Here is a 22,177-nt window from a genome sequence, read left to right as displayed (position 1 = left end):
AATCAGACAAACTCGTTTTTGTTCATGTGGGCAATGCGTATGACTCATCCTTTATCATAATTCAACAAGCTTACGAGCGGTTTTCCGATGAAATCCTGCGCCTCTATTCTGGCAGTGACAGACACCAACCCTTACTCCACTTTCTTTATCATGTTGAGAGACGCATCTTTCGCTTCATTCAGTTTGTCTTCATAACGTTGTAGCCAAGGAACGAGTTCATCCCGCAACCCTTCGATTGCGGGCATGCTTACGCCAGGAAGGTTCATCGCGAGAGAAGAAAGCTCCCACGACAAGGTCGTCCGCGCCCGCTCGCAAGCATCTTCGGCATCCGAAATATGCCGGGCGATCTCCTCTAACTCATCCGGCTTCAGCCGGATCATCGTCTGTACAGCTCCTCCGTTGGTTTGAACCATTCCGCTGATGTTTCGCTTCGTTCTCGATCGAAAGGTAGGACCATCTTCCGTTTTCCTGTATGCATGTTGACTCACTCCTCCATCTATCTTTTTTATAGATGGTAACATAAGTAAAATAAGGGTAAATGATAATTCTATAACGATTTTTATCATCAATCATTCATTATATATACCTAATTTTCACCTGACAAATAATCCAAAAGTCCTTAACTATTGGTGTTTGGAATGGATGGTGACTGGCTTGTTTCAAAAGAGCCAAGCCACTTGGTGACATTACGCATCCTTTCCGTTGATTGTAGCTATCACACAAGATAACACGATTCACTTGATAGCAGAAAAATCAAGCTTCCCTTCGATTTATGGGCTTTTTGTGCGTATTTTGCATCCATTATGCGTTTTGCCACATGCTCTTGCTCCATTACTGAGTAAATACAATGTGCTTAAACTTGCTCTTTTTACTTGTAACTTTATACAGGCATTTCAAATATAAATATTTCGTGCTCAATTTTGGTTAATGGGAGGAATTTGAGTGCCTAGTACATTTGAGCAAATGAAAAATGACATAGAGAAAGGATGGGATATCGTTCTTTGGTCCAAGTCGTACGGTTGGGGTGAAGCAGCAAAATTAGCAGGATGTATATACCTAGGCTGCGCTACAGCTTATCTTGGTCAGCAATTGGAAGAACTTGCTGCTAAAGTAGGACCAGATTTACTTAAACAAGCTTTAGCTAACAAGGGGAAAATATTTGGTGCTGGACAATTTGAGGTAGAAGCGGGGACTGCCTATTGGAGCACCTACTATAATGTTTGGAATCCTTTTAAAAGGCGTCATGAAAGAGTTACTACAGACCGATATGTTCGATTATACGTGAAAATGAGGAGAAAAAGAAGCTCAGCGGAGTACAGAGTACACGATGAACAAACGTATCAGCCGGAGCACTTCCAATACCCGGAATACTCTGGCGGGTTGGTATATCCAGTCACTGAAAAGGGGGATATCATCTTATAAAAATAAATCTAATAAAACTTTGAGAAGGGGATGGGAACGGTGCCTGTCAAGCTCCAAAGTTATGTTAATGTACACTATTTATGGCTCGATTCCCCTCTTTTCTATCATTCCAGTTACTATTGGTTGGTTGATACTCGTTCATCCTTTTCCCTTCTAAAACAAAAATAGCCCTTTCTTGTTTGGCTTGCTCAACCGAATAGCTCGCCACCTTTTCTGTCTGTTTATTATACTGCTTCCATTCATATACAAGCAATGAGCATTAAGATATTGGCAGTCACTAATAATTTATTAGGCCGAGGCCATATAGAAGCTCCGCAGTTGCTGCAAAATTTGTCATTAGAATTAGTTCGATTTCCTCATTTAGCGCAATACACCCCCTCTTTTTCACCTTAATACATGCACTTATTATTATATGCCGACAATAAGTAAAATTCCGACCGTCATTTTCACACATAATAAGGAAGATTTGGATAAGACTAAAATCGAAAATGAGCATGATGTTCAGCGGATGCTATATTCGCTCATCCGCCCCATATTTCCAGATGCTAGATTAGAGGTGGTAGATGATGCTGGTTATGCTTCCATCAGATATGATATCGTACTCGATAAATATGGAATTGTAATAGAGGTGAAATGTACAAGAGAAAACATGACGGAACGTAAATTAAGGGAAGAGTTAGGCTCAGATTCCTTTCATTATGAAGCCGATCATCTTTTCCTGTTTATCTTTGATAAAGTGAAATTAATAAAAAACCCTGATGCTTTTGAGAAGGCTTTTCGAAGAGAAAAACACGGCTTCGATAAAGAATTGGAAACCATTATTATTCGGGAAATCACTTTCTGATTTCTAAAAGCGAACGAGTGTTGCTAGTTACAATATCCATTTCTTTCCCACGACACTTCGAAAACGTGCCATGGCTTCATCCCCTTCCTTTTTCTTGAACGCATTCCCACATCTCTCCCATTCCTTTCCCTCCTTATTTTAATATGTATGGAAATGTATGAGACGAAAAAGCTCCGCAGCCATTCCCTGCGAGGGGCCTTTTGGCATTACACTTCAACGTGTGGCGGGTACGGATCGCCGAGAATCTGATGGCGCTCTGTTTCTTTTTTAAGGGTTTGCAACCGCTGAAAGGAAGAGGAGATCTGCCTTTTAAAACGCATACGCGCGACTGATTACAAGCCGCTTGTAGAAGCGAAATTGGTTCCTTTGACAAATTCCATATACTTTTGTCTCTGTTCGTCTTTTGTTCCTGAAAAATAATCAACTCATATATCTGTGTTCATAAATGAGGCTGGGAAAGAGTTTGGGTACATATATACAGGGGCAATAGCGCGTTCTTGATCCTAAATATCCACATTGGACATGGATTCATCGCCCCAATCAGAATAAAATGAGCAGGATAAGTGGCTTTGGAAGCAACGCGGCTCATCGTCACTTTTCCTGTCTCTAACGGCTGACGAAGCATATCCAATGTCTTTTTCGTAAACTCTGCCATTTCATTTCGGATGATGACAGGCCCGCAACCCAAAACAAAGCAGCGGTTTTTAAATTATTCAGCAGTAACAGTCAACTTAACCGTTGCTGTTTTACCATCTAACAAGTAAGTTACTGTGAAAGCATCCCCAGCTTCTGCGCCAGTAATACCAACTTCATTTGTACCATTTACAATCATAATGCAGGGGATTGAGAAAGATGAGACTTAATATAGTTCGTCAATATACGTTGCATTTCTTAACAAAGGCAAAGTTGTTGTTTTGTTCACTAAGTATCTCGCCTCTAAACCATTTTTCAGCGGAAGAGGATTCGCGAATGTTCCCACTTCACGTAAAAGAACCACATTCGTCGTTTCCCACGTGCGAATTTCATCCCAAAACTTCGGATCGTTCATTAAAGGTTGTAGTTCAGGAATATGCATGTAGTCGCCTGGCTGAATGTCATAAATGATTTCCTTTACTTTTCCATAATAAGCGATATGACGCGGATGCTCGTTTTTTGTTCCATCACTTTCTTGCTTCGTCGTTTCATAAAAAAGCAAATACTGCATCGGTGTCACTCTTCCAAGGGAAGGATTAAAGAAGTAAACGTTGTGCTTATGAAGCAACTCCATAAACCATGGGTGTTGAGTGACAATCACCGCCTCCCTTACTTCTTTCACCTTCAACTCATCAATGTTCACACGCGAAAAAGACACATTCGTTTTCATTTCTTTCTCAACCCTTTCCTCAATAGTTTGAATAAGAAATTCATTCAGCGACTGACTATAGGACGAAGCTAATTGTGCAACTTCTTGATGTAATTGGGGAGACATTCTTAGTAAGATTCGACCACTATATTCTTTCATTACTGCCACCTTTAATATGATTCGTTGATGATATCATTATATAATCGTGCTGAATGCATGTCAAGCAAGATGTATGATTTGATATCATTTTTAAAATGATCGTTATTCTTAGTGATTCCACCAGAGAACACTAGATAGCATCAAAAGCTTTATTAGCACGTTTTATAGCTTCTTTTCCATCCTCTGGATCATTAAAAACTTTAAAAGTTATTAATTCCAGCCAAACGTAACTTATAACCCTAAAAGAAAGAATCACAGCACTTACCAATAAAATCAAAGTAAGCCAATGTTCGATTCCGAAAATAATCTTCAAATAGACAAAACTAGTAAAGGTTTGAAACCATATCGTAAAAGAGGTTTTTAATGTAATCCAGACTACACTTCCAAATAAAGTGAGTGTCGCCCCCAACCGCGACACTCTGTCTATACTCTCCATCCTTCATAATCCCCCTATTCCTTTCTTTATTTTCATATAGACAGATAGCTCAAATGATCTAATAGTTCCTTTCGATCATGCCAATCATTACTGATTGAGTGTTGTGTTAATAACCCTCTACAAACAACCGCTGTTCCCCAATAAAATTTGAAATGCCCATTCATTATTCCCCTAAAACCAAACGTTAGTTCTGTATGTCTATTGTACCCCTTTCTTTATTCACAGACAATTACTTATTCTTCGACAAATTCCACAAAATGCCAGACTCATATTCCAATATAAAAAGACAGAGAAACCATCTTCAGTTCCTCTGCCCCTCGCAATTTTCTATATAGGTAAAACGAAACAAAGGAACAACATTTGCGCCTTTGAGATGCCTCTATCAAGCATCAGCATTAAAAATTTGTTATAATAACTCTACACTCTTAGCCTGTGAATAGCCATAATCAGGACAAGAGCCATTGGGTCAACACTGAAAAAGCGGCATGAGAGCTTAGCACTTCAATCATTCTTGGACGCAAGAGAGGCATCATCTTTACGTGAAACACCGCGTCTCACTCACCATCCCTTAAGAAACCAAACCCGCTTTTTTATTGTCGCGCAAAACCGAAAGCGTCACGATCCCTTCATAATTTTATGCATAACCCAAGAGAAATCCCATAGCCAACAAAAGCTCGCTTCCTCATCATGAAGGCGCACACAGCTCTAGCTAGCACCTAGGAGAAAGACGATAGTCCCAAAAGAAAACAATGGCAGCGTTTACGAAGCGAGCCATTGACAGAGTCCAGAGAAGAAAGAATTATCACGGCCCCTTTTCCACTTATCATTTTCCAACACGCAAATGAATCCATGGCGCACATGCAAAGGTGGAACAGTCAAGATTGTCAGCATAGAGGAGGAGACCATTTGTTATTAAAGCATATTCACGAATTTATTCATCATTATCTCCCCATGCTCAATAGAAGTCAGGAAACGATCAAGGGATATGAAAAAGATCTATGCAGCTTTAACGATTGGATGGCTGACGAATATGATTGCATTCCCACGATTGAGCCCATCGATCATAAAATGATTGAACGTTATTTGTACTATTTAAAAGAACAACGAAATTTTGCCGACGCCAGCCGAAAGCGACATTTGTATTCTCTCAGCTCATTTATGAAATACTTAATACGCGAAGGAAACATCACGGCGAATCCATGTGAAAAAGTCGCGCCATTCCCATCCATTCGCCAAGAAAGACAGCCATTAACGGAGACGGAAATCGAAGAATTATTCCAGCACGCTCATGGCCTGACGAAAACATTAATTTACACCTTGTATTATACGGGAGCCCGCATTAGCGAGTTATGCCGCCTGCAGCTATCTGACATCCATTTTGAAAAAAATCAAATCACACTATTTGGTAAAGGCCGAAGGGAGCGAATGTGCCCGTTGCATCCGAAACTAAAAAAAGAGCTATCGTTTTATATTCGCCATCTCAGAGGAAGCGACAGCCCCTTTCTATTTAGCACCAAAAAAACAGGCAGGCTCTCCTCCTCTTATGCGCGGTATTTAATCCATGAACTCGTCGCCGAGATCGGCTGGGATAAGCAGGTGACCTGCCATACGTTCCGGCATAGCTTTGCGACAAATCTGCTTCGCAAGGGAATTGATTTATATAAAATCCAGCAATTGCTTGGCCACAGCTCCTTGCGAACGACAGAAATCTATTTGCATCTGTTGAGCGAAGAGCTGCAAGAGGCGGTGGAAAAATTGTAATGGAGGATGAGGAAGATGACAAAAAAAGAAGAGAAAATCAAAAAAATCATCGCCATGTATGCAGAGAAAAAAGAAGCCAAAGAAATCGCGATGGAAGTCGGCTACTCCAACCCGCGAAGCCTGTCGCGGTTTATGACCAAAATGAACTATCGCTGGGATGCTCATCTGCATAACTATATTCCCGACCATCCCCCTTCTCCCAAAACAGAGCAAGCGATGGACACTTCCGGCCCGGAAGCATTCAACCCGCTGGATTTACTGGAAAACGCCGAAGTCATTCGCCTTCTCCAGCAATCCAACAAGCTCCTTGATTTCATTGAGAATCAAGAACCGTTCCCGCGTCCGAATACCCAGCCATCGTACAACCTTTGGCAAAAAGCGCAGGAATTTGCCTATACAAAAAAGGCTTCCTATACCACTTCCGTGAGGTTGCCGATTGAATTATACGAGAAGCTCCAAACGTTCAGAGAACAAACCAACCTGACCCAAACCCAAGTCATGTGCTTAGCATTGGACTACTTTATCAGCCAATTTCACACCAACGTATAAAACAAGCCGCTTCCGGCCGCATCGTCTTTTGACGCAAAATGGGCTATATTCCGTTCCTCCCTGTGTATTCAGTTGTATTCATTCCATCATATGCAGCTATCTGTTCAACAAGATGCCCTACGATCAAGATAAGATCGCCAGAAGATACGAGCAAAATAGCAACATCATCATTCACCTCCTGCCGGAAAACCTTGATATGACTTGACTTTAAACCGCTGGAGGGATGGGAAAGAGGGGTTGTTTGATAAGTGCGATTAACGCTAAGACTTTAGCGGTAACATTCTCTAAAGAATTAACTACTGAAGAAAAAGCTAAGGTTACTTTTGAAGTTAAATTCAATGGCAATACTGCATTATTCAAATTAGACAGCTATGATGGAAAAGTTGCTAAATTAGTTCGTACAAGCAACTTAGCAATTGAACCAGGAACATATGAGGTAACAGTAAAAGGTCTTGGTGAGGATGTAACTAAGACTGTAGTAGTTGAAGCGCAAAAAGCATCTACATTAACAATCACAAACGAAAACTTACTTGATGCTACAACTACAGCTAAAGTAGGTATTGAGTTAAAAGACCAATACGGCGAAGCATTATCTGTAAAAGATACTGAGTTCACAGTTACTGGTTATAACGTAACTCAAGGTAAAACAGTAACAGTAACTTATGATTCAATATTAAAATCATTCGTAGTTAATACAGCTGCAAATGCAGACGACTTTAAAGTTGGAGACATTGTGAAAGTATCATTCTTACACAATCCAACTGGTTTAACTGCTACAAAAGAGCTAAAAGTAGTTGCTGGTGCTCAGTTAAATAATGTAACATTTGGTGACGTTCAGTTACCTACTGGAAAAACAATGTTAACTCAGGATTTAACTGATGTAAAAGTTCCTTATACAGCAACTGACCAATACGGCAACAAGTTAGAGTTAGACAAATCACCTTCTGGTAATATTATTGTAGTGTCTTCTGATGAAACAATTGTAAATCCTTCTGATGTTACATTTGTAAAAGAAGGTACACCTGAGGTTACAAAAGTAAAGATTGCTAAATTCTTAGGATACGGTAATGTCACTTTAACATTCGTAAATAAAGTAACAGGTGATGTTTACCGTTTACCATTAGAGGTTAAGCAGCAAACTGGCGTAATCAATAGTGTTTCGTTAGAGAAATCTGCTCTTGACATTGCCCAAGGTGGTTCTGCAGTTGCTGTGGGCTTAACAGTTACTGATAAATATGGTAACAAAATTGAGCCTAAAAACTATGCATCTGGTTCAGCATTTACAATCTCAACTTCTAACTCTGCAGTTGCTACAGCAACAATCAACAACACACCGTCAAGTGAAGACTATGGTAAATTAGTAGTTACACCAGCTGTTGGGGCGACTAAAGGTCAAAAAGCAACAATCACTGTTACTGTAAATGCTACTGGTGAAACAGCTCGTCTAAACGTAACAATTGGTGAACCAGCTGTTCCATCAACTATTGAAATCGATACAAATAGCAAACATGCTACAAGCTTAGCAAAAGGTGCTACTACAACGGTAAAATACGTTGTTAAGGACCAATACGGTAATAAAGTAACTACTAATTCTGGCAGCTATGAAGTTAAGTATGAAGTAAAAGACAACGCTGACTTCATCACAGTTGATAATGCAATTGATACTGATGAAACTGCACCTTCAGTGGTAGTAACGGCTGCTAAAGCTGGTTCTGCGACTCTTGTAGCTAAGTTGATGAAAGGCTCAGAGGTTATTGCAACTAAGGAATTACCAATTTCTGTTGTAGATAACAATGGTTCTAAGTTGACTTATGCTATTGAACCTATTGGTACAATCTATAAAGGTGGTTCTGCAATCGATAGTACTGCAACTAACATAACAGCTGCCGATGTAGCTGCAGGATATGCTAAAGAAATTAAATTAACTGCAAAAGATGCAAACGGTAATACTGTTGTAATTCCATCTGACCAAATCTTAGACGTTATTACAAGCAATACTACTGATAGCATTGTAGCTAATGTAGATGGCAAGTGGTACGTAGCTGGTAAAAATAGCGGTATCACTGAAGATAAGAAGACAACAATCTCTGTTGTTTATAACGCTGAAGACGGAGTTAAAACATTAACTCAAGAAGTAACAATTTCTAAAGATGACCTTAAAGTAACTTCAATTGCATTCAAAAATAAAGCAGTAGGCGCTACTGATGCGAAAGATGTTACATCTTTAACTGTTACTGACAAAGCTACCTTAAAAGCTGCTACAGGTTTTGGTAAAGTATTCGTATGGGCTCAAGACCAATTTGGTGGATATACTTTAGCAGATACGAAAGCTGAAATTGACCCTGCTTTATCAATTATTGCATTGTCTGGTGTGACTGGTGCAGCTTCTGATACTATCACAGTAGAAGATAACAGTGGTTTAACTGGAGATTTAATTTATACTGATGCAGATGACGATTTAGGAATTACAGCTGATGGTGCGAAATTGCGTCTAGTAGTCAACTTTGATGGTGTAGCTAAATCACTAGATATTACGGTTACTAATAAAGACTAATACACAAATCTATCGAGAAGCTCTGTGGAGAGAAATCTCTGCAGGGCTTTTCTTTTTACATGAGATGAGGCTTGCCCATCCACTTCTAGTGCCGTAATCTCTTCTAAGAAACCGTATCAAAAAACTTTGGTTCTATACTAAATGTTGGGGTAAAGAATTTCATATAAATAAAAAAGCATTTACGAAGTGCTCTCTTTTTCTGTGAAAATCAACGAACCATGGCCGAAGTGGTATATTCCTCGATCAAATGGGACACCCTGTTAATGACCAAAAAAGGCAATAAGAAAGCAGAGCTACCTTATTTTTAGGTATCTCGTATAGTTCTTATTCTTTTTGGTTATACTAATGAGTTGGCTGTTCTCGAAACGGTTCTTTTCGAGAAAGCATGCAGTACACAATGATAAGTACTCGGTGCGCGATCGCAACGAGTGCTTTTTTCGTTCCTCTCCGTGATTTCAATGACCAAAACTTTGCCGCCAAACGCTGATTCTTACATCGTGATAACGCCCATGCTGCCTCGCATAAAGCCGATTTGATATGAGGATTCCCTTTGGTTGTTCGCGTGCTTTTTCGTTTTCCGGCACTTTCGTGATTGCCCGGAGCGACCCCTGCCCATGAGGCGAGGTGCTGGGAAGTCGGAAATTGTCCCATATCCACTCCAATTTCCGCGATGATGACGGCGGCAGTTTCTTTTTTGACTCCTAGGATCGTCATCAGAAGTTCCAACTCCTGCTGATACGTTTGTAAGAGTTGGTCGATTCGATGGTCCATCTCCTGAATCAAGCTTTCCAAATACTCGATGTGCTTCCACGATTGCCGAATCATGAACAATTGATGCTCCGTTAATGTACCAAAGAGCGATTCCTGAATTTGTGCCTTTTTTTCTTTCATCCTTTCGTGAATGCAAGCGTCGATTTCCCACTCTTCGATATACCCTTGTTTCATTAAACGATTGAGCAATTTCCGGCCAGATGCTCCAAAGATATCGGAAATCACGGCGCTAAGCTTGATATTGGAACATTCCAATACTTTGTGAATTCGGTTCTTCTCTGCAGTCAATTGCCCCATCCACTTTTTGCGCAAACGGGTCAAATCCTGCAACTCACGAATATCCGCAGGTGGCACAAAACTCTTTTCAATCAATCCATGGCGTAACAACTTGGCCATCCATTCGGCATCCGATACATCGGTTTTTCTCCCCGGTACATTTTTGATTCGTTGCGCGTTGGCAAGGGTAATGTCAAAGTAGCCCTCTAAAATGTTAAAGACCGGTTTCCAATACACACCTGTGCTCTCCATCGCAATGTGAGTAATCCTACGATCCTCTAGCCATTTCAGAAGGCGAAACAAATCTTTCGTGAAGGTAGGGAAGGGTTCGATTTCTTTCTGAATGTGCTCTTCCTCCCCAACTAGTGCATAAACGACAATGGTTTTCGCGTGGACATCTAAGCCCGCGCAACGATGATAAAGAACATCCATCATCCTTACTCCTTTCATGGATGAATTCGCAAACAGAGAGTCCATTTGTGTGTTAGGCATTTTTCTGTTCGTAGTCACCTTTTCCATAGGAAAAGGGCTCACAATGGGTGGAGCACCAAATGGACTCAAACAGTTTATTCTACAGGGTCGAACCACCATAAAAAAGAACGTCTTTCAAAACGGTTTGCGTTAATATTCATTATGGGAAGGAAGGCTTGATTTTCATGCATGGGTGGGGAGTAAAATTTACTCATGGATGTTTATTCTTGATCAAAAAAACAGCTGTTTGTAAAGTACATTTTGTGATTAATAGCCATAAAATTTAATATTTAATAATTATTTATCCGTGGTGCTAGTTGAGCTTTAACACTCAACTAGCCTAAGAACAACAAGCGAGTACCATCCAGTGCCGTTTCAAATCCAGAAACCGAGCTCGCTCGAATCTCGATGATCCGATACAAATCGACTAAAATCGAAAACACGGTTTCAATCACTTTGCGTTTTCGTTTTATCCACTGTTTCCATACGTCCGATTGGCGAATTCGCTGATTTTTTCGAACGGGCGTCCAAAAAGCGATTCGGTGCTCTTCGTACAGCTTCTTTTGCAGCTTTTGGCTGATATATCCTTTGTCACCTAGGTTATACGGATGTGGAATTTGCGTTATGACGGTTTCCGCGGCCATCCGGTCATGACAAGACGCTTCGGTGACAACCTATCCCATCGGAAGCCCTTGGTCGGTAACCTGCAGGTGAAGTTTCCACCCATAGAACGTGATCCTTTTGGAAGCACAATCGCCCATATCGACCATTCCAAGGAATCGTTTGACGCGATACATTCGAGCGGAATGACACAGTTCGACCGGCAAACTGTCCACGACCGCATACGCATGGTGTTGTCCACGTTTGGCCAGTTGGTGCCGAATCCACTTGATCGCAAAGCGAAGCGCTCGGCAGCGACGGTTGTATCGAGAATGTTCATGGAACAAGTCCTTGGAAAACAAATTCCCGATCACAAGCCAGTGCCAAGCCCGTTCGGAAGTGAAGCCCAACAACTTTCCAAAGACATGGATGGTGATGATGACTTCGTCTTTCTGTTTCAACAAATGACGATTTCGACGTTGAAGATGGATCTGGATAATCGATAGTTGAGTCGATACAAAGAACAAAATCGCTTCATATTGTTTTTGAAGTTTGGCTCGATCTGTTGTAAAATGAAAGTGCTCTTGCATGTGAATTCTCCTTTTCAATGTTTGGTCGCACTTTCATTTTAAGGAGATCCTCATGCAAGGGCTATTTTTATGCTTGTCTGATTTTATCTAGCACTACGGGTAGTTATTTTCTTTTTAAAAAACAAATTGACAAAAATAAAAAAAAATAGTAAAAATATGTTGTGTGAATTGATTTAAAATTTTATATTGACAGAAAATGTGGTCTAAAAGTATTGAGATAAAAGGTATATTTTTCTGATCGATGTTGTACTTTCAATAAAGCAATGGGAGGCTGCTGAATTCCTAAATCGGTCACCAGTTGGGTGTGAAACCCAAAAACTTTGTTATTGAAAATATTTACTAATTCAGGAAAAAATTGATATATGAGAATTGTTGGAAAGTCTAAAATTTGTGCAGTGTTTTTTCGGTATGGGTGATCTTCCTGTCATATAGGTGGAAAGCTGATCCATATATTTAAACAATGTGTTCAAAAGAATATCACCTATGAATTCATGTTCTTTAGTTAGATGGGAGATAAAAAATGTCTGCCGTCTCGAATTGTGTTTTTTGTCACTGTGTATGACTTTTAAGCTGGTGCATTTATGTATTCATCATGCTTTTTGCAAAACGTTCTTAATAAATAAACTTCTTCCATTTACAATCCTAAAATTAATTAACTGTTAGAGCTTTGAATCAATAAAACTAAGGGTTTATTAATAATAGTTATTTAAAAAGTAATAGAGATAACTAAAAAAACAGAATATATTGAGAGTGGTGAAATTATGGAAGCTAATAACTATTTTCCTCTATCTCAACCTCAGATGAGGATATGGTATTCTGAAAAATTGTATCCTAATACTTCTATAGGAGTTATTGCAGGATCAATGAGAATAAAAAGGAATTTGGATCTGAAGTTGTTAGAACAATCTGTTCAACTTCTTTTTCAAAACCATGACACATTACGTCTTCGGATTACAGAAAAGAATGGAAGACCTGTGCAATATATATATGATTACAAAAATATTGAAGTCCCCACTTATCATTTCATAAATGAAGAGCAATTAGATAAATGGGCAAATGAACAAACTAAGATACCTTTTGATATTTTTGATAATGCTCTTATTGAAGCTGTAATATTTACGCTAGGAAATTACGAGACAGGGTTCTATGTCAAAATGCACCACCTGATATCGGATGCGTGGACTATGACTCTCATTGGAGATTTAATATTGAAAAACTATTTTTATTTACTACAAGGAAAGGAAGTATCTAACGATTGTGTAAATTCATACAAAGACTTTGTTGAGAAAGAGTTAATGTATTTCTCCTCTAAAAGGTTTTTTAAAGATAAAGAGTATTGGTCAAATAAGTTCAGTGAATTGCCTGAGAAACCTACCACATTAACTTATCAAACAAAACCTGTATCAAGTTTAAGAGCCGAGCGATTATCATATACAATTGAAAATAGCTTGACAAATGAGATTCAAGATTATTGTAAAAAAGAAAACATATCTACAAACACATTTTTCTTATCTGTTTTAACCCTTTATCTTCAAAGAATTACAGAAGTAAATGATATCTCTTTATTAACTAGTGTACATAATAGGACTTCTTCTAAAGAAAAGAACTTATTGGGAATGTTTATTAGTACATTACCATTTAGGGTACATGTTCCACATGATTGCAACTTTTCGAAGTTCATTAAAGAAGTTGAAAGGGAGCAACTGTCGACCTTCAAGCATCAAAGATATCCATTTAACTTTTTTGCCCAAGATATTAGAGATAAACATAAAACATCTATTCAAAACTATTTTAAAATTCTTTATTCATATCAAAATTCAAAATTTATTAATAATGAGAATGACTTCAAAACTAGGTGGTATTTTAATGGATATCAAGAATATCCATTTATCATCCACATAAATGATAGAGAAGAAAGAGGCCAAATTTCAATAGATTTAGATTTTTGGACAGAATATTTTTCAAGAAATGAAATTGATAATCACTATAGACGTTTGTATACACTTATATGTGATATTTTAAGAAACCCTTTTAAAAATTTTGATGAATATAATATTTTACCAAAAGAAGAACAAAGTAAGATATTATATGATTTTAACCAGACAAGTGTATCTTTAATTAGAGGAAAGACTTTGACCCATATTTTTGAAGAACAAGTGAAAAGAACACCAAACAAAATTGCATATACATTTAATGATACATCATTGACTTATAAAGAGTTAAATATTAAAGCAAATCAACTTGCCAATTTACTAAGGACCAAAGGTGTTGGAGAAGATAGTGTTGTAGGAATTTTTATGGAACGTTCCCTTGATATGATAATAGGTATATTTGGAATATTAAAAGCAGGTGGAGCTTATCTACCAATAATGACTGATTATCCCAAAAACCGTATCGATTATATTTTAAAAGATAGTAAAGTAAAAATTGTACTGACTCATAAAAATTATAAAGAGCGGTTAGACTTTTTCACTGGAGAAGTATGGCCTATAGACATTTTATCATTTGAAAATGTAAATCATGAAAATCCAGAACCAATTCATAGTGAGAAAAGTCTCGCGTATGTGATTTATACATCTGGATCAACAGGTAATCCTAAGGGTGTAATGATTGAACATCATTCAGTTATTAATCGAATGGAATGGATGGTCGAGCAATATCAATTTACCGAAAATGAAACAATATTACAAAAAACTCCATATGTATTTGATGTATCAGTATGGGAACTGTTCATTGGAATGTTTATAGGTGCTCGAGTATGCCTTTTAGGTCACGGTGATGAAAGGGATCCTAGGAGAATAATTGAAAAAATTGCTGAAGAGAAAATAACAATTATTCACTTTGTTCCATCTATGTTGAGTAGCTTTTTGGATGTATTGATAGATTCAACACTACTATCTCATTTACAAAGCTTAAAGTTTGTTTTCTGTAGTGGCGAGGCTTTACAACCTAAACATGTTAGTCGTTTTAATAAGTTAGTAAATAAACATTTAAAAATTAACTTAGTTAATCTATATGGTCCTACCGAGGCAACAATTGAGGTATCTTCTTTTCATTGCCCTACGAATACTGAGTTAAGTACCGTACCTATTGGAAAGCCAATTCAAAATGTTCACTTTTATATTATTGACACACATAACAACCTAAAACCTATTGGTGTTCCAGGGGAATTGTGTATTTCTGGTAAGTGTTTAGCAAGGGGTTACATGAATAATCAAAAGCTAACAGAAGAGAAGTTTATCCCAAACCCTTTTTTACCAAACAATCGAATGTATAAAACTGGAGATTTAGCAATGTGGCTGCCTGATGGTAATGTAGAATACTTGGGACGAATAGATCATCAAGTAAAAATCAGAGGGCACAGAATTGAATTAGGAGAGATTGAGTCACGATTATCATTATTTAATGGAATAATGGAGGTAGTAGTTCTAAGCCATTCTATACAAGAAGAAACTTTTTTAGTGGCATATTTAGTAACAAAAGATTCTAAAGAAATAGACATTTCTAAAATAATAGATTACTTAAGAGTATATTTACCAGATTATATGATACCTACGAAGTTTGTTTTTTTAAAAGAGATTCCATTGACAATAAATGGGAAGGTGGATAGAAAACAATTACAGTATAATACTAATTTTGTAGAATTAGAAACAAAATTCATAACACCTATAACAGATACAGAAAAGAAAATCACATCAATTTGGTGTGAGGTGCTAGGGATAAAAAATATAGGGGTAACTGTTGATTTTTTTGATTTAGGTGGTCATTCTCTTTTAGCTACTAGAATCCTTTTAAGAATTAAAAATCATTTTGGCTTGGAAATTTCACTTAAAGAATTGTTAGAAAACTCAAATATTAGAAAGTTAGCTAAATTGGTAGATAGTAAAAAGGGCACTTTTCAAATAGAAAGGAAAATAAAAAAGGTAGACCGATCTTCTCGTATCCGTCGAAATGAGGTGAAAAAATGAGTAGAGAAAATATTAATGAGCATTTAAGTAGCCATGAGTATGTTTTTCCAGCTTCTTTTTCCCAACAAAGATTGTGGTTAATAGATAAAATCCTAGAAAATAAATCTGTCTATAATATTTCCTCTTGTATTGATGTCACTGGTAATTTAGATATTAAAATTTTAACGAAAAGCTTAAATAGGATTGTTGAACGACATGAAATATTAAGAACCTATTTTGAAATGGATGACGGTGAATTATTGCAAATCGTTAAGCCTAGTCAAGAAATAGAAATTGAATATGTAGATTTACAACATCTAACAAAGGAATCTATAGAAAGAGAATGTTCACTTCTCGCAGAAAAAGAAGCCAACCATCAGTTTAATTTAAATGACCCTAATTCTAATTTAATTAAAGTGTTATTAGTTCAAGTTGCTCCAGAAAAATTTAAATTATTCATTACTTTACATCATATTATTGCAGATGGTTGGTCTCTAGGGTTACTTATGGAAGAAATGTCGGTTATATACAACTCGTTATACTCCGGTACAACTGATAATCTTTCAGATTTATCTATTCAATATGGAGACTATAGTGTTTGGGAAAGAGATTTATTAAAGTCCGATCAAATGAAAAGTAAACTGGAGTTTTGGTCTGATTATCTTGGGGGGGAATTGCCAATATTAGAACTACCCACAGATATGCCTAGACCACTCCAACAAAGTTATAAAGGCGCGTTATTTAAGTTTGAAATCCCATTAGAATTGTCGGAATCATTAAAAAAAATTAGCTTCAAAGAAGGTTCAACTATTTATATGACACTCCTTTCAGCTTTTAAAATTTTACTTTATCGCTTATCAGGGCAAAAAGACATAATAGTAGGGTCTCCAATTGCGAATAGAAATACGGAAGAAGTTGAGCAATTGATAGGATGTTTTGTTAATAATTTGGTCCTTCGTACAGATTTGTCGGGTAATCCAACATTTCGTGAATTATTAAATCTAACAAAAAAGAACACAACAAGTGCATTAAGTAATCAAGAAGTACCCTTTGAAAAAATACTACAAAAAGTTAATTTTAAAAGGAACAATAGTTACTCACCAATCTTTCAAGTAATGTTTGTTTTTCAAAACACTCCTAAGCAGAAACTGAATTTGCATAATTTAACAATAGAAACATCTAGAAATTATAATGGTACATGTAAGTACGATTTAACTCTGGAAGTAACAGAATCGAAAAACGGAATGGAATGTGTTTTTGAGTATAATAATGAATTATTTAAATCATCTACAATTGAAAGATGGACACGTCACTTTATTACCTTACTGGAAAATATTGTTGATAATCCAGATAAAAAAGTGTCTTATTTATCTATTCTAACACATGAAGAAAAAAAGGAATTGTTAGTTACATGGAATAGAACTAAAAAAGAATTTTCAAAGGAAAAGTGTATACACCATCTTTTTGAAGAGCAAGTGAAATTAAACCCTAACAAAATTGCTGTTACATATGAAAATCAATCGATAACGTATCAAGAGTTAAACTTTAGTGCAAATCAGTTAGCTAACTACCTTTTAAAAAACGGACTTCACAAAGAAAGTTTAGTTGGTATTTGCTTAGAAAGATCATTAGACATGATAATTGCTCTTTTGGGAGTATTAAAAGCTGGAGGGGCATATGTCCCACTGGAGCCTGAACATCCACCAGATAGACTAAACTTTGTTGTGAAAGATGCAAAAGTTTCTATTGTTTTAACCCAAGAAAAATATTTAGAAAAATTTATGTTACCTAAAAATAAAATTATACTAATGGATAAAAATAAAGATAGTATTTCTAATGAGAGTGAAAAGGATTTAGAAATTAATTGTAACTCTGGTAACCTAGTATATACGATTTATACATCTGGTTCTACAGGTACACCAAAAGGTGTATGTGTGGAACATAAGCAGCTACTAAACTATGTTTATGATCGGATTATTAAGCTAAATTTAAATGAAACTCCAAGACTTAGTTATGCAACTGTATCAACATTAGCTGCAGATTTAGGGAATACCCCGATTTTTCTTTCATTATGTACAGGCGGGCACTTACATGTCATTTCTCAAGAAAGAATATTAGACACTAGCAAATTGGCAGAATATTTTAAACTCCATAGCATTGATTGCCTAAAGGTTGTTCCATCTCATTTATCGTTATTATTATCTAATGAAGATGGTAAATATATTCTGCCTAAACGGTTTTTAATAGTAGGTGGTGAATCATTACATTTTGACTTAATAGAAAGAATTTATAATTATGAACATTCATGTGTCATTATAAATGAATATGGACCCACTGAAGCTACTATTGGAACAATAGATTTTGTTCTGAAAAACATTAACCAAAAATTTAGTACTGATACAGTACCAATTGGGAAACCGATAAGTAATACCCAAATATATATTTTAGACGAATACTATCAGCCTGTATCAATAGGTGTACCTGGTGAAATTTTTATTGGTGGAGAAAGTGTAGCTAGAGGGTATTTTAACAACCCTGAGCTTACAGCTGATAAATTTTTAGAGATACCTGAAATTAGTAAGGGAAATAGATTATACAGAACTGGAGATATAGCTCGTTATCTCCCTGATGGAAATATTGAGTATATTGGTAGGAAAGATGATCAGGTAAAAATAAGGGGATTTCGAGTAGAATTAGGTGAAATTGAGTCTATAATAAGACAACACAATAATGTAAGAGAATTAGCAGTCATAATACATAAAACACCCAATGGAAATCAGTCTTTAGTAGCTTATGTTTCGTTATTTAATAAAGATGCTAATTTTCAATACGATGTTCGCAAATATCTTAAAAAGCGTTTACCCGATTATATGATTCCAACACACTTCATTGAAATGGAGAATATTCCGTTGACTCCAAACGGAAAAGTAAATCGTTCAGCACTCCCAAGTCCATCTACACTTCATCAGCCTGCAGATAAGATTTATGTTAAACCTAAGACTGTACTTGAAAGGGAAATGGTAAAAATATGGGAGGAGTTACTGGAAACAGATAAAATCGGGATAACCGATAATTTTTTTGAAGTAGGCGGGCATTCACTACTAGCGGCGAAATTGGTATCGAAAATGCGTAAAAATTTAGGAATTGATGTTTCAATACAGACAGTTTTCTCACATCCGACAATTGAGAAATTAATCAATTACAACTCGCATAAGTTAACTGGAAAAGATTTTAGACAAATGATTATTCATGAGCGACCAGATAAGGCAAGTTACCCAATGTCATATGCACAAAAAGGAATTTGGATTCAAGAACAACTCCACAAAGATACAAATGTTTACAATATGTCACTACCAATTAAAGTAATTGGTAAATTAGATATTCGTATTTTAGAAAAGAGTATAAACAAAATTATTCAGCGGCATGAAACATTAAGATCAGTCTTTATTAATCAATATGGTTTGCCAATACAAAAATTAAAAGAACCTGAATTTAACTTGGAAGTAGAATTAATTGATGACGTCAATGATGAATTTGTATATCAAAAAATACAATTAGAAGGGCAAAAGCCGTTCGACTTGGAAAAAGGCCCAATTTTTAGAATAAAGCTTTTAAGAAAAAGTAAAGAAGAACATATATTAATTTTTACACTTCATCACATAATTGGAGACGCTATATCATTTAAGAATTTATTAAACGAGACTTTCACTATCTATAATAGTATGGTTAATAAAAATCCTTGTAATTTACCAGAACTAAAAATTCAATATTCAGATTTTGCTCATTGGCAAAGCCAATATATTAATACTGATGAGTTTCAAAATCGATTACTATATTGGAAGAACAAGTTGAAAGGTGCACCTCAATATATAAAATTACCTATAGAAAAGCCTAGACCAGAAGTACAAAGCTTCAATGGAAAATACATCAACTTTCAAATTTCTAGAGAAAAAAGCCAAATGTTACGAGAACTTGCACAAAAAGAGGGAGTTACTCCGTACATGTTGTTCATGACAGCATGGAATTTACTGCTTTATAGTTATACTGGCCAGAAAGACATTATAGTTGGTACTAGTGCTTCTGGAAGAACCGATAACACCGAGGATCTAGTTGGTCTTTTTGTAAATACTCTCCCAATAAGGACAAAGCTGGATGAGGAATGGTCCTTTTTGGAATTATTAAAAGATTCTAAAAGAACAATATTAGAAGCATTTTCTCATCAGGATGTTCCTTTTGAAATAATTATAAATACAATAAAAACCCATAGAGATCCAAGTAGACCACCATTATGTCAAATATTCTTAACATATCATTACTCAAAAAGCAAAGTTGAAATTTCAAATAATTTAACATTAGAAGTAATGCCTATTAATTTAACATCTATTCAATATGATATAGTTGCAGAAATTTTTGATGATTCAGAAATCATCTCGGGTAGAATAGAGTTTTGTACAGATTTATTTAGAGAGGAAGATATAAACCAACTTATATTTAATTATTTGGATGTTTTTGACAAAATCCTAGAAGACCCTATGGTAAAAATTTCCTTTTTTCGAAATAGCTTAAAACAATTTGTGAATTAAATAATCTGAATAGGAATTAAACAGAAATAACAATAAAATCGATGTTTAATTAGGAAAGGTGATATGTTTGGATGAAATTAAGTCATTAAAAGAAAATTGTATTGAAAATTCTAATGATAATTTATTAAGGATAGAAGAAGTTCTAAAAAGTCACCCAATTGTTCAAGATGCCCTAGTTGTAACTGAAAATAAATCTGATGGCAAAGAAGATATTATAGCATATTTAGTATGTATGCCGGATAAGTTACGATCAAATCAATTAATAAGTGGATATCTATCTAATCAGCTACCTGGTGGTATTTTACCTTCACGTTATATATGGGTTGATAATCCTGGTGGTAGTTTAAAGGATTATATTGAACGTAGTCAACAAATTACACAAACAGGAAAGAAGAACGAAAAAGTACACTATGTACTACCAAAAACTGAAACAGAAAAACAAATTGCAGAAATCTGGAAACGTGTGTTGGGGGTTGAAATGATAAGTGTCCAAGATGTCTTTTTTGAAATTGGAGGAGACTCATTAAAGTGTTCACAAGTATTTTATTTAATTAATCAAATATATCCTGATACAGTAACTCTTGTTGACTTATTTAAATATAACACTGTTGAAAAGTTAAGTTTTTATATTGATCAAAAATTGAGTGTAGAAAAAAACACTGGAAAAGTTGATGGATATACTCTCTAGACATTAAAAACACATGTTCTTATAAAGAAAAAGAACAAATTCCATGTTTTGATTAGCTTTTTCATAATGAAACAGTATGGAAAGTAGTTAGGGGAAAGGTTTTAACGATTCCAGGTGCCAAAGAGATGTGCGACATCAAAGGAATCGGAGAAATGACGGTAGTTGGTTTTTTCGCTGAGGTGGGCGACCTCCACCAATACCGGCATCTATGCCAAATCATTAAGCTCGCGGAGCTGAACCTAAAAAAGAATGAATCGGGGAAACATCGTGGGAAAGAGTCGATTAGTAAACGGAGGAGAAAATGACTGCGAGCACTTATTTCGGGTGGCGATGCCCCTAACAGCGAAAAACAGAGTCTTTAAAGCTTTACATGAGTACTATCGCACACGGCGTGTTAATCCATTAACCGATCCCATTCAATAAAGAAAAAATGATACAAGATATTCCACAATTAAAGACATTGCGGGTAGTCGCTAAAACTGAAAAGACGTATCGAAGATAGACATCAGAAGCACGGAGAAGTCGGTCGTTATCACACCATACAGGCATAGAGCTAGCTATGGAGCATACACCCGACCTCCACCTCATGGATAGGTTGAATGAAGAAATGTAGGAGTAAAAGGACTCCGTGAGACTTGGGAGGGTACACCGCCATAAGACAAATGAAGATCTAAAGGTGCGATCATAGGGAAATGACCTCCAGTTTCAAAAAAAAGGATGATGGAGTTTATCCTACTACACCCTACCTATTCAAGTATTAATAAATATTAATTATACCCGTGGTGCTAGATAATTTTGAATAAGCAAAAAAAGAGCCCTTGCTTGTGGACCTCCTTTAAAATGAAAGTGCGACCAACCATTCGAAAGGAGAATCCCCATGCAAGAGCACTTTCATTTTACTACAAACCAAGCAAACATTCAAAAACAATACGAGGTGATTTTGTCTTTTGTTTCCACTCAACTTTTGCTTATGGATTCATATCTTCAACGTCACAATCACCACTTGATGAAATCAAAAGATGAGGTGATCATCGCTATTCATATCCTTGGGAAACTGTTTGGATTTACTTCTGAGCGCGCGTGGCATCGCTTTGTGATTGGGAATTTGTTTTCAGTTGATGACTTTCCCAAACGTTCCCGTTACAATCGTCGCGCTCAGAAGTAAATCCAAACAGTTTCCCAAG

11 protein-coding genes and 5 pseudogenes are annotated in these 22,177 nt (G+C 36.4%); 10 read left to right on the top strand and 6 right to left on the bottom strand.

What is annotated here, in order from left to right:
- Positions 1-164: 164 nt before the first annotated feature.
- A pseudogene (locus tag B6A27_RS02700) lies at positions 165-380 on the bottom strand (pre-toxin TG domain-containing protein); the annotation flags it as partial.
- 562 nt (positions 381-942) lie between these two features.
- On the opposite strand from B6A27_RS02700, the gene B6A27_RS02695 reads away from it, so the two are divergent.
- Both B6A27_RS02695 and B6A27_RS02690 read left to right on the top strand, forming a co-directional pair.
- Positions 943-1,422, top strand: a complete 480-nt coding sequence (locus tag B6A27_RS02695; RefSeq protein WP_080860015.1) for a hypothetical protein — start codon at positions 943-945, stop codon at positions 1,420-1,422.
- A 412-nt stretch (positions 1,423-1,834) separates the two neighbouring features.
- On the top strand, positions 1,835-2,266 hold the full coding sequence (locus B6A27_RS02690; protein WP_255375057.1) for a PD-(D/E)XK nuclease domain-containing protein: 432 nt from the start codon (positions 1,835-1,837) through the stop codon (positions 2,264-2,266).
- Positions 2,267-2,743: 477 nt separating this feature from the next.
- Here the strand turns inward: B6A27_RS02690 and B6A27_RS02685 are convergent.
- The 3 genes and pseudogenes from B6A27_RS02685 to B6A27_RS02675 all read right to left on the bottom strand — a co-directional run.
- Positions 2,744-2,939 (bottom strand): annotated as a pseudogene (locus B6A27_RS02685) (ATP-binding protein); the annotation flags it as partial.
- Between the two features lie 186 nt (positions 2,940-3,125).
- Positions 3,126-3,767, bottom strand: coding sequence for a toxin-antitoxin system HicB family antitoxin (locus tag B6A27_RS02680; protein WP_080860014.1), 642 nt, complete (start codon positions 3,765-3,767; stop codon positions 3,126-3,128).
- Between the two features lie 130 nt (positions 3,768-3,897).
- Entirely contained in the window at positions 3,898-4,203 is a 306-nt protein-coding gene (locus B6A27_RS02675; protein ID WP_080860012.1) for a hypothetical protein, read from the bottom strand.
- Between the two features lie 906 nt (positions 4,204-5,109).
- Between B6A27_RS02675 and B6A27_RS02670 the strand changes: the two genes are divergently transcribed.
- From B6A27_RS02670 to B6A27_RS02660, 3 genes are all read left to right on the top strand, one after another.
- Positions 5,110-5,964, top strand: coding sequence for a tyrosine-type recombinase/integrase (locus B6A27_RS02670; RefSeq protein ID WP_052661031.1), 855 nt, complete (start codon positions 5,110-5,112; stop codon positions 5,962-5,964).
- 15 nt (positions 5,965-5,979) lie between these two features.
- Entirely contained in the window at positions 5,980-6,513 is a 534-nt protein-coding gene (locus tag B6A27_RS02665; RefSeq protein WP_044746341.1) for a hypothetical protein, read from the top strand.
- A gap of 241 nt (positions 6,514-6,754) precedes the next feature.
- Positions 6,755-9,067, top strand: coding sequence for a hypothetical protein (locus tag B6A27_RS02660; RefSeq protein WP_080860008.1), 2,313 nt, complete (start codon positions 6,755-6,757; stop codon positions 9,065-9,067).
- A gap of 342 nt (positions 9,068-9,409) precedes the next feature.
- Here B6A27_RS02660 and B6A27_RS02655 read toward each other — a convergent pair whose 3' ends face one another.
- Both B6A27_RS02655 and B6A27_RS02650 read right to left on the bottom strand, forming a co-directional pair.
- A complete protein-coding gene (locus tag B6A27_RS02655) occupies positions 9,410-10,546 on the bottom strand; it encodes an IS110 family RNA-guided transposase (protein ID WP_080860007.1) in 1,137 nt (378 codons plus the stop codon).
- Positions 10,547-10,920: 374 nt separating this feature from the next.
- Positions 10,921-11,775, bottom strand: a pseudogene (locus B6A27_RS02650) (IS982 family transposase).
- Between the two features lie 761 nt (positions 11,776-12,536).
- Here B6A27_RS02650 and B6A27_RS02645 point away from each other — a divergent pair.
- The 5 genes and pseudogenes from B6A27_RS02645 to B6A27_RS02625 all read left to right on the top strand — a co-directional run.
- Positions 12,537-15,743, top strand: a complete 3,207-nt coding sequence (locus tag B6A27_RS02645) for a non-ribosomal peptide synthetase (protein WP_080860006.1) — start codon at positions 12,537-12,539, stop codon at positions 15,741-15,743.
- The gene (locus B6A27_RS02640) at positions 15,740-20,305 is read left to right on the top strand and encodes a non-ribosomal peptide synthetase (RefSeq protein WP_080860004.1); all 4,566 of its coding nucleotides are present in this window, start codon (positions 15,740-15,742) and stop codon (positions 20,303-20,305) included. The genes B6A27_RS02645 and B6A27_RS02640 overlap by 4 nt, the downstream gene beginning before the upstream one ends.
- A 67-nt stretch (positions 20,306-20,372) precedes the next feature.
- Positions 20,373-20,993 (top strand): phosphopantetheine-binding protein, encoded by a 621-nt coding sequence (locus B6A27_RS02635; RefSeq protein ID WP_080860002.1) that lies wholly within the window; start codon positions 20,373-20,375, stop codon positions 20,991-20,993.
- 107 nt (positions 20,994-21,100) lie between these two features.
- A pseudogene (locus tag B6A27_RS18990) lies at positions 21,101-21,398 on the top strand (transposase); the annotation flags it as partial.
- 472 nt (positions 21,399-21,870) lie between these two features.
- Positions 21,871-22,152, top strand: a pseudogene (locus B6A27_RS02625) (IS982 family transposase); the annotation flags it as partial.
- Positions 22,153-22,177 lie beyond the last annotated feature (25 nt).

The sequence above is a fragment of the Anoxybacillus sp. UARK-01 genome (genome assembly GCF_002075365.1).
Classification (GTDB): Bacteria; Bacillota; Bacilli; order Bacillales; family Anoxybacillaceae; genus Anoxybacteroides; species Anoxybacteroides rupiense.
The sequence above is the reverse complement of the archived record's forward strand: the minus strand, read 5'-3'. Positions and strand labels throughout refer to the sequence as shown.

Excerpts from the sequence above, each read along its gene's own strand:
- B6A27_RS02665 (WP_044746341.1), top strand. The coding sequence starts at position 5,980 with ATGACAAAAAAAGAAGAGAAAATCAAAAAAATCATCGCCATGTATGCA.
- B6A27_RS02640 (WP_080860004.1), top strand. The coding sequence starts at position 15,740 with ATGAGTAGAGAAAATATTAATGAGCATTTAAGTAGCCATGAGTATGTT.
- B6A27_RS02675 (WP_080860012.1), bottom strand. The coding sequence starts at position 4,203 with ATGGAGAGTATAGACAGAGTGTCGCGGTTGGGGGCGACACTCACTTTA.
- B6A27_RS02680 (WP_080860014.1), bottom strand. The coding sequence starts at position 3,767 with ATGAAAGAATATAGTGGTCGAATCTTACTAAGAATGTCTCCCCAATTA.
- B6A27_RS02645 (WP_080860006.1), top strand. The coding sequence starts at position 12,537 with ATGGAAGCTAATAACTATTTTCCTCTATCTCAACCTCAGATGAGGATA.
- B6A27_RS02690 (WP_255375057.1), top strand. The coding sequence starts at position 1,835 with ATGCCGACAATAAGTAAAATTCCGACCGTCATTTTCACACATAATAAG.
- B6A27_RS02655 (WP_080860007.1), bottom strand. The coding sequence starts at position 10,546 with ATGGATGTTCTTTATCATCGTTGCGCGGGCTTAGATGTCCACGCGAAA.